Here is a 17488-nt window from a genome sequence, read left to right as displayed (position 1 = left end):
ACCGCTGCAACGGTTCGCGCCCTCGACGGGTGACGGATCGATCAAAAAGCTTTGGGGGATGGATGATGGATCGCTTTTCGCCTGATCGCTGCCGTCTGGGCACGAGCCTGTTCGCGCTGGCCTGTGCGCTGGGTGCCGCGCCGGCCTTCGCGCAGACCACGCCTGCCGTGCCGGCCGCTGCGCCACAGGACGTGGCGCCCGAACGCGAGCAGGCACCGGAACAGGATGCGGCGGACATCGTTGTCACCGGCAGCCGCATCGTCGCCAACGGGTTCAACGCGCCGACGCCCACCACCGTCATCGGCGAGGAGCAGATCGCCAACAACGCTCAGCCGAACATCTTCAACACGATCCAGCAGCTGCCGTCGTTGCAGGGGTCGACCGGCGCGTCGACCGGGACCTTCAGCACGTCCAGCGGGACGCAGGGGCTCAGCTCCTTCTCGCTGCGCGGACTGCAACCGATCCGCACGCTGACGCTGCTCGACGGCCAGCGCGTCGTCGGTGCCAATGTGACCGGCGTGCCGGATATCAGCATGTTTCCGCAGCTGCTGGTCAAGCGCGTCGACATCGTCAACGGCGGTGCGTCGGCATCCTATGGATCGGACGCCGTCGGCGGCGTGGTCAACTTCATTACCGATACCCGGTTCAAGGGGTTCAAGGCCAACGTCCTCGGCAGCATCACCACCTATGGCGACGACGAGACCGCGCTGGTGCAGGCCGCCTATGGCACGTCGTTCATGGGCGACCGGCTGCACCTGATCGTCAGCGGCGAATATGATCATGAGGGCGGGGTCGGCCCCGGCAATTACGGCACCGACCTAGCCGGCCGGCGCGACTGGCACCGCGCGTCGACGCTGCTCAACTCCGGGATCACCAGCGGACCCGGACCGCAATTCACCTATTCCGATTTCGCGCAGCCCTATCAGTACGCGAAATACGGCCTTATCAACAACGGCCCGCTTCAGGGAATCGCCTTCGACGCGAACGGTACGCCGGTCAATTTCAACTACGGATCGGGCGGCACGCCGCTCGGCAATGGCCGCGTGTCGAACTGCTATCCGGGCAATTCCTTCTGCGTCGGCGGTGACCTGTCCGGTGCGCCGGGATCGAGCGCGTCGCTGAAATCGAAGCTGGAGCGCATGAACGGCTATGGCCGGATCGGCTTCGACCTCGATGCCAGCAACGAGATCTACGGCACGGTCAACATCGCGCAGGTGAAGACCAGCAACCAGCCGAGCCCGGGCTATAACCGCCCCAACCTGACCGTACAGTGTGCCAATCCGTTCCTGCCGCAGCTGATCCGCGATCGTTGCGCCACCGCCGGCATCACCTCGTTCAACTTCGGGTCGAGCAACGGGCAACTGCCCAACCAGCTCGTTCAGACCGATCGCGACCAGTATCGCTTCGTCGTCGGGGCGAAGGGCAAGGTCGCGGTCGTCGGGACCGACTGGACCTATGACGCCTATTATCAGCACGGCACGACTAAGGTCGCGATCGATGTCGACCGGATCGTGCTGCAACCGCGCTACGTCGCGGCGACCAATGCGGTGGTGTTGAACGGCGCGATCGTGTGCGCCGATGCGCGCGCCCGCGCGCTGGGGTGTCAGCCGATCAATATCTTCGGCGATTTCCGCCCGAGCCAGGCCGCGCTCGACTATCTCATGCCGCAGGCCGGTCCGCTCCAGCGGACGACGCTGAAGCAGGATGTCGCCAGCCTCAACTTTTCGGGCCAGCCGGTCGATCTATGGGCAGGGCCGCTGTCGGTCGCGTTCGGCGGCGAATATCGCCGCGAATATTACCGGGTCCGGGGCGACGCCTATGGCGCGGGCGTGGCCGACGTCAGCCCCAACAGCGCGCTGTACCCCGCCGATCCGCTGCTGAACTCGGCGCAGGGCAGCAACTGGGCGGCCGGCAACTACAAGAACGGGACGGGCAAATACGACGTCCTCGAAGGGTTCGTCGAGGTCAATCTGCCGCTGGTGGACAGTGACGTGGCCGGTCGCGCCAATCTGAACGCCGCCGCGCGCCTGACCGATTACAGCACGTCGGGAACGATCTGGGCATGGAAGGTCGGCGGCACCTGGGCCACGCCGTTCGACGGGCTGACGCTGCGCGCGGTCACGTCGCGCGACGTGCGTGCCCCGAACCTGTCCGAACTGTTCGCCGCACCGACCGTCACTACGCTGCCGAGCTTCAACGACCCGTTCCGCAACGTCGCGGTACAGGTGTTCCAGAACACCGTCGGCAATCCGAACCTGCGGCCCGAAACCGCGCGCGATACCGAACTCGGCATCGTCTATGCGCGGCCGTCGTGGTTGCCGGGGCTGAGCCTGTCGGTCGACTATTACCAGATCAAGCTGAACGGCGTCGTCTCCAGCCTGTCGCCCGACCAGATCGTGCGCTTCTGTTTCGAAGGGGATCAGACGTTCTGCGGCGGCTTCCAGCTGGACGGACCGCAGGGCAGCAACTTCGTCAATGTGCAGCCGTTCAACCTCGCGTCGTGGAAAACCAGCGGTTTCAATCTGGAGGCCAGCTATCAATGGCGCCAGCCGCTCGGCCTGCCGGGCAATTTCACGATCCGCGCGCTGGGTACCCATGTCCGTGAATTCATCGTCGATGCCGGGATTGCGGGCGTCGCCAAACGCGACGACGCCGGTGCCAACAGCGGTGCCATCCCCGACTGGAAATGGCTGGCGACGCAGACCTATGACAGCGGCCGGCTGACGCTGACCGTGCAGGAACGCTGGTTTTCCGATGGCGTGTTCAACAACAATTATGTCGTCTGTCAGACCGCCTGCCCGGTTTCGACCGGCAATTACAACACCGTCAATTTCAACCGGATGAAGGGCGAATTCTACCTCGACCTCGGTGCCTCGTTCAAGATTACCGACAATGCCGTCCTGTATGGCAAGGTCGACAACGTCATGGACAATGATCCGACCCCGTCGCCGCAGACCAACACCGGCCTCGACGTAAACCCGGCGCTCTACGACACGCTGGGCCGTACCTACCGGGCGGGCCTTCGTTTCACCTTCTGATCCCGATCGGTGTCGGCAATTCTACGGCCTGCGGGCAGGGTCAGTCCGACGACGCGACGAAGGACATTCTGGTGGCCGTATCACGCCGCGCGGCGACCGGCATCGGCGCGGCGACCGCCTCGCCGATCAACAGCAGCGCGGGGTCGCTGTCGCTGATCGCGTCGACCAGAAAGGCGAGCGCCGATAGCCGCCCACGGATGATCCGTTCGGTCGGCAGCGATACGTTGACCGCGACCATGACCGGCGTGTCGGCGGCACGGCCGGCAGCGATCAGCTCGCGCGCGACCTCCTGCGCGGCGGCGCGGCCCATATAGACCGCCAGCGTCGCATCGGCGGCGGCCAGCATCTGCCAGTCGAGGTCGAGCGCCTCGCCGGCACGGGCATGGGCGGTGACGAAGGTCAGCTTGCGCGCAAGGCCGCGCAGCGTCAGCGAAACGCCGCCCGACGCCGCCGCTGCGCTGGCGGCGGTGATGCCGGGGCAGATGCGCGTCGCGACGCCGTGCGCGGCCAGATGCTCGATCTCTTCGGTCGACCGGCCGAAGATCGACGCATCGCCGCCCTTCAGCCGCACGACGCGCTGGCCCGCCAGTGCGGCGTCGGCGAGCAGGTCGTTGATCGATCGCTGATCCTTCGAATGGCGGCCCGACCGCTTGCCGACCGGGACGCGCGCGACCTGCGCCGGGATCAGGTCGAGCACGCCCGGCCCGACCAGCGCGTCGTAGAAGACGATGTCGGCGGCAGCGATCAGCCGCTCAGCCTTGCGCGTCAGCAGGTCGGGGTCGCCGGGACCTGCCCCGACCAGCCAGACCATGCCGTGCGGGAAATCATGCGGCATGGGTCGATCCTTTCTGGAGCAGCAGCTTGGCGAGCGCGGGGCGACACGAGCCGCAATTGGTTCCCGCACCGATGGCCTTGCCGATCGCAGCGACGTCGGTCAGCCGCTGGTCGGCGATGGTGGTCAGGATGGTATGCAGGCCGATGTCGAAGCATGCGCAGACGATCGGACCACGGTCGACCTGCACCCCCGGCGCACGGCCGGCGAGCAGGGTCGGCGCGGCGCTCGCCTCGGCCAGTTGCGCGACCAGCCAGTCGCGCGGCGGCAGCGATCCGTCACGGGTGACGAACAGGGCGGCGGCCAGTCGTCCGTCTTGCAGGATCGCGGTGCGACGGGTGCCGCGCGCGATGTCGATCGCCTCGATCCGTTCGCCACGCGGGAGCAGCACGTCGAGCCGGGCCGCATCGCCGTCGCCAGCCAGATCCCAGACAGTGCCGCAGGGGACCGCGATGCGCGTCGCCCACAGGCAATCGGGTCGCGCCGCCGCCTCGCCGCGCAGGATCAGGAAACCGCGCCAGCCGCACGCGACGGCGGTGATGCGCGCCGGGGTCGCCTTGAACCCCGGCTGGCCCGATACCGGATCGGCCAGCGGGCGGGGCAGGCGGCCGGAGCGGCCACCGGTCGAGGTACGATCGGTCCAGTGGATCGGCACGAACAATTCGCCCGGCCGCTGGGTCGGCGTGACCTGCGCACGGTACAGGCTGTCGCCCTGCGGCGTTGCGACCCGGGCGAGGCCGCCATCGGCGATGCCGAGGCGTTGGGCATCGTCGGGATGGACCTCGACCAGCGGCTCCTCGCGGTGGCGCGCCAGTTTGGGGCTCAGGCCCGTGCGAGTCATGGTGTGCCACTGATCGCGATAGCGCCCGGTGTTCAGCGTCATCGGCCAGGCGTCGAGCGTGCCGGCGACCGGTTTCTGCGCGACCGATACCATGCGGGCGCGGCCGTCGGGGGTCGAGAAACGGCCATCGGCGAACGGCGTCTCGTCCCAGCGGAACGGCTGCATCGCGTCATAGTCGGTGTTGCCGCGTGCGGCGTGCCCCGGCAGCGCGAAGCGGCGCGCGCCGTCATTCTGATAGGTCGACAGCCGGCAATGCTCGCGCCAGATGTCGGCGGGCCGGTCATAGGCAAAGGCACTGTTCCAGCCCATGCGCTGCGCGACCTGCGCGATGATCCACCAGTCGGGCTTGGCCTCGCCGGGCAAGGCCATGAAGGCACGTTGGCGGCTGACGACGCGTTCCGAATTGGTGACGGTCCCGTCCTTTTCGCCCCACGCAGCGGCGGGCAGGCGGACATGGGCATAGGCCGACGTATCGGTATCGGCGATCACGTCGGACACGACCACGAACGGACAATCGGCCAGCGCGGTGCGGACGCGATCGGCATCGGGCATCGAAACGGCAGGGTTGGTCGCCATGATCCACACCGCCTTGACCCGGCCTTCGCCCACGGCGCGGAACAGATCTACCGCCTTCAGCCCCGGCGCGGTCGCCATATTCGGTGCGGCCCAGAAGCGGCCGACCCGGGCCACATTTTCGGGCGCGAAGTCCATATGCGCGGCGAGCGTGGTGGCGAGGCCGCCGACCTCGCGCCCGCCCATCGCATTGGGCTGGCCGGTGATCGAAAAGGGCGCGGCACCGGGCTTGCCGATGCGGCCGGTGGCGAGATGGACGTTGACGATCGCATTGACCTGATCGGTGCCGGTCAGCGACTGGTTGATCCCCTGGCTGAACATCGTGACGGTGCGCGGGTTGGCGGCGAACCATTCGTAGAAGCGGCGCAGGTCGGCGGCGGGCACGTCGCAGGTTTTCGCGACCGACCACAGGTCATAGCCTTCGGCCAGCTTGTCCCAGAAACCATCGGGCACCGCGACATGGGCGTCGAGATACGCTTCGTCGAGCGCGCCGGTATCGCGGCACCATGCGAGCAACCCGTTCATCAGCGCGACGTCGGTGCCGGGCTTTACGGGCAGATGCAGATCGGCTTCGTCGGCGGTCTCGGTCCGGCGCGGATCGATCACGACCAGCTTCGCCCCGGCGTCGCAGCGGGCGCGGATGCGTTGATAGACGATGGGGTGGCACCATGCGGTGTTCGACCCGACCAGCACGATCAGGTCGGCGACGTCGAGGTCGCTGTAATTGGCGGGAACGACGTCCTCGCCGAACGCGCGCAGATGTCCGGCGACCGCGCTCGACATGCACAGCCGCGAATTGGTGTCGATGTTCGCCGATCCGATGAAGCCCTTCATCAGCTTGTTGGCGACGTAATAGTCCTCGGTCAGCAACTGGCCGGAGACGTAGAAGGCGACGCTGTCGGGGCCGTGCTGCGCGATGGTATCGCGGAAGCGTTTGGCGACGAGGTCGAGCGCCTTGTCCCAACTCGCCTGCTTGCGGCCGATCATCGGTGCGAGCAGGCGACCCTCGAGGCCGATCGTCTCGCCGAGATGGGTGCCCTTCGAGCACAGGCGGCCGGCATTGGCGGGGTGGTCGGGGTCGCCGGCGATCGTCGCGGTGCGTGCGCCGGTGGGCGTGGCAAGGATGCCGCAACCGACGCCGCAATAGGCGCAGGTGGTTTTGATGCTCATAGCCCTCTCCCCCTTGGGGGAGAGGGTTGGGAGAGGGGGAGTGCGGGGCAGTCGTTGCTATGCACGACCCCCTCTCCCCGACCCTCTCCCCTGGCAGGGCACCCACGAAAGTAATACTTTCGTGGGACCCGGATGGAGAGAGGAAGAGTCACGCCGCCACCTTCAGCGCACTGGCGCGACAGAGCAGGACGCGGCCGCCGCTGATCCTGACCGGCACCGTCGGCGTGCAGCCCTTGTCCTCGCCCATTGCCTCGCCGGTCGCCAGCGCGATGCGCCAGTTGTGGAGCGGACACGCGACCGCACCGCCATGGACGATGCCTTGGCTCAACCGCCCGCCCTTGTGCGGGCAGCGGTCGGCCAGCGCGAAGACCTTGCCCTCGCCGGTGCGGAACACGGCGATATCGTCGCCGCCGGTGACCTGTACGGTGCGGCTGCCGCGCACCGGGATTTCATCGACCCAGCCGATATCGAGCCATTCGCCGATCATGCCATTTCCTCCGTCGCGCGGGTGGGGGTGAAGGTCGCCATTGGCGCGTGATGTTCGCGTTCGGCCCCGGCGACGCGTGCCGCCCACGGATCGTCCTGCATGAACTGCTGCGAGAACGCGAAGCGTTCGGCCAGCGCGTCGCGGCCCGCCGCATCGTCGGCGATGCGCGCGCGGACATACTCGACACCGACCCGTTCGATCCACGGCGCGGTCCGCTCCAGATAGCGCGCTTCCTCGCGGTACAACTGGATGAAGGCGGCGCAATACTGCATCGCCTCTTGCTCGGTCGCGACCTTGCACAGGAAATCGGTCGCGCGGACCTTGATCCCGCCATTGCCGCCGACCGACAATTCATAGCCGCTATCTACACAGACGACGCCAAAATCCTTGATCGTCGCCTCGGCGCAATTTCTCGGGCAGCCCGACACCGCGATCTTGAACTTGTGGGGCATCCACGATCCCCACGTCATGCGTTCGACCTTGACACCCAGACCGGTCGAATCCTGCGTGCCGAAGCGGCACCATTCGGACCCGACACAGGTCTTCACCGTGCGCAGCGACTTGCCGTACGCATGGCCGCTGACCATGCCAGCGGCGTTCAGATCGGCCCAGACGGCAGGCAGATCCTCACGCTTGATGCCGAAAATGTCGAGCCGCTGGCCGCCCGTCACTTTCACCATCGGTGCGTCGTATTTCTCGACGACATCGGCGATCGCGCGCAATTCGCGGGGGTTGGTCAGGCCGCCCCACATGCGCGGCACCACCGAATAAGTGCCGTCCTTCTGGATGTTGGCGTGAAGGCGTTCGTTGACGAAGCGGCTCTGCTGATCGTCCTTGTAGACGCCGGGCAGCGCGCACAGCAGATAGTAATTGAGCGCCGGACGGCACGACGAACAGCCATCGGGCGTCGACCAGTGCAGCTTCTGCATGACTTCGGGGATCGAACGCATGTCCTGCGCCACGATCTCGCGCCGGACGTCGTCGTGACCGAAGCTGGTGCATTTGCACATCGTCTTGGGGCCGGCCTGCACATCGTCGCCCAGCGTCAGGGCGAGGATGGTTTCGACCAGCCCGGTGCACGATCCGCACGATGCCGACGCCTTGCAGGTGGCGCGCACCGCATCGAGGCTGTGCGCGCCCTTGGCGATGCAGCCGACCACCTGCCCCTTGGTCACGCCGTTGCAGCCGCAAATCTCCGCATTGTCGGAGAGCGCCGCAACGGCCGACTTAGGGTCCGCCTGCGCCCCTCCCGAAGCGAAGGCCTGTCCGAAGATCAACAGGTCGCGGATCGCGCCGATATCCTCGCCGCGCTTGAGCAGGTCGAAATACCAGTTGCCGTCGGCGGTATCACCGTACAGCACCGCCCCAACGATGCGGTCGTCCTTGACCACCACCCGCTTGTAGACGCCACGGCTGGCGTCGCGCAGGACGATGTCCTCCGCGCCCGCACCGCCCGAAAAGTCGCCCGCCGAGAACACGTCCAGCCCGGCGACCTTCAGCTTGGTCGAGGTCACCGATCCGCGATAACCGGTATGTGCGTCGGTCAGCCCATCGGCCAGCGCACGGCACATGTCCCATAGCGGCGCGACGAGGCCATAGACGTTGCCGTCATGCTCGACGCATTCGCCGACCGCGAGGATCGCGGGGTCCGACGTGACCATATGGTCGTCGACCTGGATGCCGCGCCCGACCGCCAGGCCGGCCGCGCGGGCCAGTGCCACCGATGGGCGGATGCCGACCGCCATCACCACGAGGCTGGCGGGGATCAGCGTCCCGTCCTTCAACCGGACCGCTTCGACATGGGTCGTGCCGACGATTTCGGCGGTGTCGGCCCCGGTCAGGATGGTCTGGCCGCGTGCTTCGAGCGCGGATTTGAGCAGCCAGCCCGCCGCTTCGTCGAGCTGCCGTTCCATCAGCGTCGGCATGATGTGCAGTACCGTGACCTTCATGCCGCGCAGCGACAGGCCGTGCGCCGCCTCCAGCCCAAGCAGCCCGCCGCCGATCACCACCGCATCGCCACCCCGTTCGGCGGCGGCGAGCATGTGGTCGACATCCTTCATGTCGCGGAAACCGATCACGCCGGGCAGGTCCTTGCCGGGCACCGGGATGATGAACGGATCGGAGCCGGTTGCGATCAGCAGCCGGTCATAGCCGGTGACCCGGCCCGATCGCGCCGTCACCGTCTTCGCCGCACGGTCGATGGCATCGACCGGATCGCCCGCGACCAGTTCGATCGCGTTCTGCGCGTACCAGTCGGCATCGTTGATGACGATCTGTTCGAACGTCTTTTCCCCCGCCAGCACCGGCGACAGCATGATCCGGTTGTAGTTCACATGCGGTTCGGCACCGAAGATGGTGACGCGGTACCGGCCGGGGTCGCGGGCCAGCAGTTCCTCGACCGCGCGGCATCCGGCCATGCCGTTGCCGATCACGACCAGGTGTTCGCGCGGGTCGCCGCCGGGGGTAATCGTTTCGTGTTTCATGACGGTGATCCGTGGCAAGGGGACAGGGTTCAGATCCGGACGCCGTCGGCGGCGGTCCAGTCGCGCCGCCAGCGGCGCTTGACCATGGTCAGTGCGGCAAAGGCGATCAGCGCGAGCGTGGCGAAGATCAGGAACCCGCTCTGGAAGCTGCCGGTCAGCTGCTTGGCGAGGCCGAGCGAGGAAGCGAGGTAGAAGCCGCCGATACCGCCGGCCATACCGACCAGCCCGGTCATCACCCCGATCTCGGCGGCGAAACGCTGCGGCACCAGCTGGAACACCGCGCCGTTGCCGGTACCGAGCGCCAGCATGGCGACGACGAACAGGGTTAGCGCCGCTTCGACGCTATCGGCCTGACCGACGCCGGCCAGCGCGGCGGCGGCGATGACGAACACCACCGACAGCGCCTTCACGCCCCCGACCTTGTCGGCCAGCGCCCCGCCCATCGGTCGCACCAGCGATCCGGCGAAGACGCAGGCGGCGGTGCAATAGCCGGCGGTGATCGTGGTCAGCCCGAACCGGTCGGTGAAGTAGATCGGCAGCGAGGCGGCAAGCCCGACGAACCCGCCGAAGGTGACGGCGTAGAAGCCCATCAACCACCATGCATCGCCTTGCTTCAGCGGACGGAAGTACTCGGTCAGCTTGCGCGCCGGGGGCGCGTTCGGCGCGTCCTTCGCCATCACCATATAGGCGACGAACACCAGCGTCAGCGGGATGCAGGCAAGGCCCAGCACCGCATTCCACCCGAACAGCTTGGCAAGCGTCGGCGCGAACAGCGCGGCCAGCACCGTGCCCGAATTGCCCATGCCGGCAAGGCCCATCGCCTTGCCCTGATGCTCGGGCGGATACCAGCGGCTGGCAAGCGGCAGGGCGATCGCGAAGCTCGCCCCGGCGAACCCGAGGATGACGCCCAGCGCGAGCGTGCCGGCAAAGCTGTTCACCCCCAGCGTCCATGCGCTGAACAGTCCGGAGATGACGATGATCTGGCTGATCGCGCCGGCGCGCTTCGGCCCGATCCGGTCGACCAACAGGCCGTTGACGACGCGCAGCAGCGCCCCGGCCAGCGTCGGCACCGCGACCATCAGGCCCTTTTGCGCCGGGGTCAGCAACAGCGTCTTGGCGATGTCGGGCGCGAGCGGGCCGAGCAGCACCCACACCATGAAGGCGAGGTCGAAATACAGGAATGCCGCGATCAGCGTCGGCGTATGTCCGCTGGACCAGAAGCTGTCCGGTTTGGCGGCGGTATCGTCTTTCCAATAGGCGGTAGCCATGGCAGTTCCCCGAATGCGATGGACAAAAAAAAGCCGCCCCGACGCGGCCCTTATCGGGCGCATCGGAGCGGCTTCGTTGCCGTGTGGCGATCATCGATCGCCCGACGCTATCGGTCCCGCCATTGGAACCGTTTCGCGCTTATCTCGTGCCCGACGCCATTGCCGGACGCGCACAAGATGACCGATTCGCGATCATCGTGCAAGGTGGTTTCGCAGTGCAGCACGATTTGCGACGAACGGAGTGTTAACTCGGTTCGTCGCACTTTTCCGACCTCGGCGACACGCGACACGTGCAACCTTTGCAAACTTCCGGCCATCCGCGCGCCAACGACTCAAATCGTCAGGGCAGGGCGCGCAGATATCCCGCGATATCGTCGGGATCGAACGACCGCCCGTCGAAGAACGGATCGCTGCCCAGCATCAGTCGCCCCTGTGTCGACCCCGCGGCGACGGTGCCGCCGATCGCGCCTTCCAGTTTCGAACTGGCCCCGGGCAGGGGGGCACCCGATCCCGCCAGCGCCGATCGGTACAGATCGGGACGGAAGACGCCCTGCGCGATCCGGGCTTCGTCCGCCGCGACAGGCGCGCGGTCCCAGCGCACCATCTGCGAATACAGCCACGCCGCCTGACTGCGCCACGGGAAATTGGCCGCCTCGCGATACTGGAACATGAAATCGGGGACGTGGAGCGGCTCGGCACCCGCTACCACCCGCACCCGGTCGCCGATGGCGCGGGCGATCGGATCGACCGGCGCGTCGAGATAGTCGGGACGGGCGAGGATCGCCGCGCTGGCGTCGCGCGTCGCCGGATCGATGAAGTGCGCGGCGGCAGCGTGGAGCGCGCGGATCAGCCGCTGCACCACCTCGCCGCGCTCGCCGACCGTCTCCTCGCGCAGCGCCAGCACCTTTTCCACGCCGCGCCGCCAGATCTGGGCGGTGACCAGCGCGATCCGCCCCACGCCGCGATCGACCGCGACGCTGTTCCACGGTTCGCCGACGCAGATGCCGTCGACCTCGCCCACCGCCAGTGCATCGGCGGCAAAGGTGGGGCCGATGGTGACGATCTCGACATCCATGTCGGGCCGGATACCGACCGCTGCCAGCCAGTAGCGCAGCATGTAGTTATGGCTCGAATAGCGATGCACCACGCCGAAGCGCAGCCGCCGCCCCGCCGCGAGGCGCGCCGCCGCCACGACCTTCAGCCGCGCGCCGAGCGTCACCGGATCGCCAAGACTGTCGCCGTCCAGCACCTCTTCCGCAAGCGGCAGCGCCAGCGTGATCGCATTGCCGTTCAGCCCGAGGACGAACGGCACCGCCAGCGGCACCGCCGGCCGCCCGCGACCCAGCGCGGTGGCGATGGCGAGCGGCGCGACCATGTGCGCGGCGTCGGTATGGCCGTAGAGCAGCCGGTCGCGCACCGTCGCCCACGTCGTGTCGCGGACCAGTTCGATCTCCAGCCCCTCGGCTTCGGCAAATCCCTGTTCGCGGGCGAGGATGGGCAGCGCGGCATCGACCAGCGGCAGGAAACCGATGCGGATCTTGTCCTGTGCCATCACAGCCCTCCCATCACTGCGTCGCTGGTCAGGATCGCGTCGGCGATCTCGGCGATCCGCCGGTTCGACCGCATCGCCTGTGCGCGCAGCAGCGCATAGGCGGCGGGTTCGTCGATCCCGCGTCGTTTCATCAGGATCGCCTTCGCCTTGTCGATCGTCGTCCGGTCGGCCAGCGCGCTCTTCGCCTCGACCAGTTCGGCCTGCAACCGCGCGAACGCCTGAAACCGGCGGATGGCGAGGTCGAGCACCGGCTTGATCCGCTGCTTGGCAAGGCCGTCGACGATATAGGCCGACACGCCGGCATCGACGGCGGCGGCGGTCGATTCGGCATCGCTCTGATCGACGAACATCGCGATCGGACGCGATATCGCGCGCGACACCGCAAAGAATTCCTCCAGCTCGTCACGGCTGGGATTTTCGAGGTTGATCAGGATGACCTCGGCGGCCGCCGCCTCGACATCGGCGACCAGTCGGCGGGTACCGTCGATGACGACGATATCGTCCAGCCCCGCCTCGCGCAGGCCGTCCGAAATGATCGCGGCGCGTGTGGTGCTGGTGTCGATGATCGCGATCCGCATGATCCCGCTACCCCCGAAGCTGACGCGCGGCCTGTGCCCCGCGCCAGTCGGGCGCGTCAAGCTATAGCGCGGTGAAGCGGAAGTTGTGGAAGCGCGCGGTGCCCTGTCCCGCCGAATAAAGGCCGGGGCGCAGCATCAGGAACCCGCCGCGCACATTGTGGTGATAGCCCGACACCTCCATGCCGCGGTCGAAGCGTTGCCACGTCCGGCCATCGTCGCTGCTGGTGTGATAGGCGACGATGTGCCGGTCGTTGGTGACGCGCATCCGCATCCGACGGCCATGGCGGTTGGCGGGCCGCCCGCGCTCGATGCCATATTGGTGGGTGACGAAGCGCTGTTCGTCGAAGCCCAACCCACAATACAGCTTGTCGTCGTAGAACAGGATCAGCCCGGCCGTCCCGCCCGGCGCGATCTCGATATTGCATTCGAAGCGATAGCCGGTATCGCCCGCGATCAGCAGCAGCGGCGCGCCGTCCGACGGCGCCTTGCCCTTCGCATCGAGCAGCAGCGCGCCGTCCTGCACCCGCACCCGCCCGCGATCATCGGGCGTGGGGCGGAAGAAATTCCATTTGGTGCCGAGCGCCAGTGTCGCGAAATCGTCCGACAGTGCCTGCCCATGGCGCACCGCCTGTCCGCCCTTGGGCTTGGCGATCGGCTGCGACAGGTCGCCACCGGTCATGCGGAACCAGCCATCGGGCGTCCATTCGACCGGGTCGAGCAACGCCTGCCGCCCCAGCGTCCAATAACCGTTTTCATAGCCATGATAGACCGACCACCAGCTGCCGTCCGGCCCCTCGACCAGCGTCGCATGGCCGCGCGACCACCATTTTTCGGTCATCGACGTGGTGCGGACGATCGGGTTGCCGGGATGATGCTCCCACGGGCCGTGGATCGATTTCGATCGCGCCGCGATCACCATATGCCCGGTCGGCGGCCCCGCCGTGCCGCCAACGGCGGTGACGAGGTAGAAATAGTCGCCATGCCGCGTGACCTTCGGCCCTTCGGGGCTGAACCCCTCGACATCCCATGTGTCGGGATAGCGCCATGGATCATAGACATGCTCGACCTTGCCGACCGTTTTCAGGCCATCGTCGGACAGGCGGATGCGGTCGCCACCCGACAGGAACAGCCAGCGCGACCCGTCCTCGCCGACCGCATGGCCCGGATCGATATGATCGGGCAGCTTCAGGTCGATCGGTTCCGACCACGGCCCGTCGATATGATCGGCCCAGATCACCCAGCTGGTCGTCGGGTTCTTGGTGGGCACGTAGAGGTAATAGCGGCCCTTGTGCCTGGTCAGTTCGGGTGCCCACACCGCACCGATATTCGTCGTCAGCGCGGCGGTGCGCGGGGTCCAGTTCACCAGATCGCGCGAATGCCAGATGACCAGCCCCGGATAGGAATCGAAGGTCGAGAAGGTCATGTAATAATCGCGACCATCCTTCAGGATCGTCGGATCGGGATGATCGCCCGCCATCAACGGGTTGAGGAAGCGCCCGTCGCCCAGATCGGCGATACGCTGGTTGTCATACCCGCGCCGATAGGGCGGGGCAGGGGCAGGCACCGCCGCACCCGCCGCGGGTAGCGTGGCGAGCGCGCCGCCCAGCGCCGCCCCCGCCATCACCCCCCGGCGCGAGAAACCGCTCACATCTTCACCCGCGCGCCGACCAGCAGCGTGCGCCCGAAATGGTTGTTCTCGTAATTACGGCGTGCATCGACGTCGACGATCCGGCGGCGATAGGCGTCGGTCAGGTTCGTGCCCTCGATCGACAGTTCGAGGAAGTCGGTCAGCTTGTACCGGATCGACGCATCGACGTTCGCGATCGAGTCATAGCCTTCGAAAATATTGCCGGTCCCCGATCCGCCATCGACATAGGGACCGCGATACGCGACCGACGTGCGCGCGCTGAACTTCGCGTCTTCGTAATAGAGCGTCGCGTTGAACTGACGCTTCGACACATTGTACAGCGTCTCGGTCCGGGTGATCGTCGGCAACGCGCCGCCGGGCACGGTCGCCGGACCCTGCTGCGTATAATCGGCGTCGGACCGGACGAAGGTCGCGTTCACGATCCCGCCGAAATTGCGCAGCACGCCCGGCAGGAAACGGAACGGAGCCTGCAACGCGATCTCGATCCCGTCGAGCGACGCGCCCGTGCCGTTGCCGGTGGTCGAGATCGTCCAGATGTCCTGCGACTGGAGCGCGGGGTTCAGCGCGGCGGGCGACGACGATACCAGCACCGATGGCGACAGCCCGGTTTCGGTGAAGGTGCCGCTGCGCGCGACCGCAACCGGGAAGCTCGCCACATCCTTGCGGAACACCGCGACCGAGAAAGCGGATTGCGGCGCGAAATACCATTCGGCGGCCAGATCGTAATTGGTCGCGCGGAACGGATCGAGGAATGGGTTGCCCGTAGTCACCCGGAAATTGAAGCCGTCGGCCGATCCGCCGGGCGTCAGGTTGCCGAGCGACGGGCGGGTGATGACCTTGGCAATCGCGCCGCGGACGATGATGTTGCTGGTCGGATACAGCGCGACGTTCATCGACGGCAGCCAATCCTCGTAATCGCGCTTCACCGTCACGTTGACGCCGCTGTTGATGCCATAGGACGACTGGTCGGTCCGGACATAGCGGATGCCGGCATTGGCAGCATATTCGAGGCCGAATACCGTGCCCTTGGCATCGAATTGCAGATAGCCGCCCTTCGTCTCCTCGACCACGCCGCGATTATTGCCGACATCGAGCGCGAGCGGGCGGTTATACAGGCCGGTAAAATCGGTCACCGCGTCGAAATTGGGGATCAGCCACTGTAGCGACGTGCCCGACGGCGCGTTCGACCCCTTCAGCGTGAACAGGTCCGACAGCGCATCGGTCGCCTGGAACCCATATACCGCGGTCGGGCCGAAGGCGGTGCTGGCCGAACAGGTGATCGTGCCCAGCACCAGATCGCGACCGCCATTGCCGCACACCGCGGTATCGCGGGTGAAGGCGGTGATGTCATAGTCGTAGCGCCGCCACATGCCGCCGGCGCGGACCTGAAACCCCTCCGCCACGTCCCATTCGGTGCGCAGTTGCGCGGTCTTGAACTGGTTCACCACGTCCGATGGTCGGTCGCGGATTTCGGCGAGCTGGAAATTCGCCGGATCGGTCACGCTGGTGCCGAAGGCGAGCAGCGGCGAGTCCCGGTTCGAATAATCGTAGCGATAGCCCTGCGCATCGCGATCGTCGAACACCAGCGTCGTTTCGACCGGCACGCTGGCGTCGGACTTCGAATAGCCGCCGAGCAGGGTGAAGCGGAACTTGTCGCTCAGGTCCTGATCCCAGGTGCCGCCGATCTGGTAGAATTCGGTCTGCGACTGGCGGAAATAATGCTCGGTGCGAACCCATGCGTCGTTCAGCGTCGCCGACACCATGTTGTTGTTATCGTCATAGGTCGGGTTGAGCACGTCGGTCTGCCGCTCGTTCGACCGCAGCAGCACCTCGCCCCATTTCTCGCGACGGTCGGCGCGGAAGCGTGAATACAGGCCGTCGATCGACACCTTGGTCGCGTCGGTCGGCGACCATTGCACACTGCCGGTCAGGCCGAGGCGCTCGCGGCTATGTTCGACCTCGCCATAGCGCGGGATACGCGGATGGAAGGCGAGGGCGGCACGGTCGCAGGCGGCACCGGCGATATACGTCCCGCCGCGATTGGGGGCAGTCCAGCACGGCGTGCCGTCGACCGAATCGAACCGTGCCTGTGCCCAGCGGACGGTATTGTTGCCAATCTCCTTGGTCCGCGTGTCCTGATACGCGGCGGAAATCGATGCGCCGAGCGTCCCGTCGGGTGATTTCCAGCCGACCAGCCCGGCAAAGCGCGGGCCGACCGTCTTCGACAAATCGTTGTAGTTGGCGACCGCCGACGCGGCGACGGTCAGCCCGGTCTTGCCCGCCAGCGGGTTGCCGGTGTTCAGGTCGACGACCGCGCCCAGCGACCCTTCGTCCAGATCGGCCGACGCCGTTTTGTGGACGACGATCGAGCTGAACAGTTCGGATGCGAACACGTTGAAATCGAACGACCGGTCGCGATTGGCCGACGCACCGTCGCTCGACGTCGTGACCGTCTCCAGCCCGTTGACCCGGACACGGGTGAATTGCGCGCCGAGACCGCGGACGGTGATCGCGCGGCCCTCGCCACCATCGCGCTGGATCGCGATGCCGGGAATGCGCTGCAGCGATTCGGCGAGGTTCTGATCGGGGAATTTGCCGATGTCTTCGGCGACGATTGCGTCGACCGCACCGACCGATTGGCGCTTCACGTTCAGCGCGGCGTTCAGCGACGCGCGAAAGCCGGTGACGACGATCTCGGCTTCGGCATCTTCGGTGGCGACCGGTGCCGGATCGGTTCCGGTCGGGGCAGCATCCTGCGCATGGCCGGTGCCGGTTAGCGTGACCAGCGAGGTGGCGGCCAGCAGTGCGCGGACGATCTGGCGGCGGTGACGAAATTGCATTGCGAACCCTCTCCCTATCGCGATGACACCGGGCGCAATCGTTTCACGCCTGATGTCATCCTCTGGTCGGCAAGGCGGAAAAATCGTTCCGCCGCGCCGTCGAACCCTTTCCGGGACGCCTGTCGGGTCCCGAAAATCCGGTTTTGCCGTTTTCGGCTTGAGAAACCGGTGTCAACGC

Annotated in this window: 10 protein-coding genes; 1 reads left to right on the top strand and 9 read right to left on the bottom strand. The window is 66.7% G+C overall.

The annotated features are described in order from the left end of the window. Window positions 1–62: 62 nt before the first annotated feature. A complete protein-coding gene (locus ASE91_RS17890; RefSeq protein WP_056628670.1) occupies window positions 63–3038 on the top strand; it encodes a TonB-dependent receptor plug domain-containing protein in 2976 nt (991 codons plus the stop codon). 40 nt (window positions 3039–3078) lie between these two features. On the opposite strand, the gene cobA is transcribed toward ASE91_RS17890, so the two are convergent. From cobA to ASE91_RS17845, 9 genes are all read right to left on the bottom strand, one after another. Then, window positions 3079–3873 (bottom strand): uroporphyrinogen-III C-methyltransferase, encoded by a 795-nt coding sequence (cobA, locus tag ASE91_RS17885; RefSeq protein WP_056628667.1) that lies wholly within the window; start codon window positions 3871–3873, stop codon window positions 3079–3081. Further along, window positions 3863–6454, bottom strand: coding sequence for a nitrate reductase (locus ASE91_RS17880; RefSeq protein ID WP_056628664.1), 2592 nt, complete (start codon window positions 6452–6454; stop codon window positions 3863–3865). Before ASE91_RS17880 ends, cobA begins: the two co-directional genes overlap by 11 nt. A gap of 148 nt (window positions 6455–6602) precedes the next feature. Beyond that, window positions 6603–6941 carry a nitrite reductase small subunit NirD gene (gene nirD / locus ASE91_RS17875; protein ID WP_200910942.1) on the bottom strand — a complete coding sequence of 113 codons (339 nt, stop codon included), beginning with the start codon at window positions 6939–6941 and terminating at the stop codon, window positions 6603–6605. Beyond that, a complete protein-coding gene (gene nirB, locus ASE91_RS17870) occupies window positions 6938–9424 on the bottom strand; it encodes a nitrite reductase large subunit NirB (RefSeq protein WP_056628661.1) in 2487 nt (828 codons plus the stop codon). The genes nirD and nirB overlap by 4 nt, the downstream gene beginning before the upstream one ends. 29 nt (window positions 9425–9453) lie before the next feature. Next, window positions 9454–10692: a nitrate/nitrite transporter gene (locus ASE91_RS17865; RefSeq protein WP_056628658.1), complete on the bottom strand. Its 1239-nt coding sequence runs from the start codon at window positions 10690–10692 to the stop codon at window positions 9454–9456. Between the two features lie 340 nt (window positions 10693–11032). Beyond that, window positions 11033–12244: a CmpA/NrtA family ABC transporter substrate-binding protein gene (locus tag ASE91_RS17860; protein WP_056628653.1), complete on the bottom strand. Its 1212-nt coding sequence runs from the start codon at window positions 12242–12244 to the stop codon at window positions 11033–11035. Next, complete coding sequence (locus ASE91_RS17855) at window positions 12244–12822, bottom strand: ANTAR domain-containing response regulator (protein WP_056628650.1); 579 nt, start codon at window positions 12820–12822, stop codon at window positions 12244–12246. The genes ASE91_RS17860 and ASE91_RS17855 overlap by 1 nt, the downstream gene beginning before the upstream one ends. 61 nt (window positions 12823–12883) lie before the next feature. Then, the gene (locus ASE91_RS17850; RefSeq protein ID WP_056628646.1) at window positions 12884–14443 is read right to left on the bottom strand and encodes a family 43 glycosylhydrolase; all 1560 of its coding nucleotides are present in this window, start codon (window positions 14441–14443) and stop codon (window positions 12884–12886) included. 23 nt (window positions 14444–14466) lie between these two features. After that, window positions 14467–17310: a TonB-dependent receptor gene (locus ASE91_RS17845; RefSeq protein ID WP_056628643.1), complete on the bottom strand. Its 2844-nt coding sequence runs from the start codon at window positions 17308–17310 to the stop codon at window positions 14467–14469. Window positions 17311–17488: the final 178 nt, after the last annotated feature.

The organism is Sphingomonas sp. Leaf62 (assembly GCF_001421915.1).
Lineage (GTDB): Bacteria > Pseudomonadota > Alphaproteobacteria > Sphingomonadales > Sphingomonadaceae > Sphingomonas.
This window is presented reverse-complemented; position numbering and strand designations above follow the sequence as displayed.

Coding starts and splice junctions, on each gene's coding strand:
- ASE91_RS17890 (WP_056628670.1), top strand. CDS start 63: ATGATGGATCGCTTTTCGCCTGATCGCTGCCGTCTGGGCACGAGCCTG.
- cobA (WP_056628667.1), bottom strand. CDS start 3,873: ATGCCGCATGATTTCCCGCACGGCATGGTCTGGCTGGTCGGGGCAGGT.
- ASE91_RS17880 (WP_056628664.1), bottom strand. CDS start 6,454: ATGAGCATCAAAACCACCTGCGCCTATTGCGGCGTCGGTTGCGGCATC.
- nirD (WP_200910942.1), bottom strand. CDS start 6,941: ATGATCGGCGAATGGCTCGATATCGGCTGGGTCGATGAAATCCCGGTG.
- nirB (WP_056628661.1), bottom strand. CDS start 9,424: ATGAAACACGAAACGATTACCCCCGGCGGCGACCCGCGCGAACACCTG.
- ASE91_RS17865 (WP_056628658.1), bottom strand. CDS start 10,692: ATGGCTACCGCCTATTGGAAAGACGATACCGCCGCCAAACCGGACAGC.
- ASE91_RS17860 (WP_056628653.1), bottom strand. CDS start 12,244: ATGGCACAGGACAAGATCCGCATCGGTTTCCTGCCGCTGGTCGATGCC.
- ASE91_RS17855 (WP_056628650.1), bottom strand. CDS start 12,822: ATGCGGATCGCGATCATCGACACCAGCACCACACGCGCCGCGATCATT.
- ASE91_RS17850 (WP_056628646.1), bottom strand. CDS start 14,443: ATGGCGGGGGCGGCGCTGGGCGGCGCGCTCGCCACGCTACCCGCGGCG.
- ASE91_RS17845 (WP_056628643.1), bottom strand. CDS start 17,310: ATGCAATTTCGTCACCGCCGCCAGATCGTCCGCGCACTGCTGGCCGCC.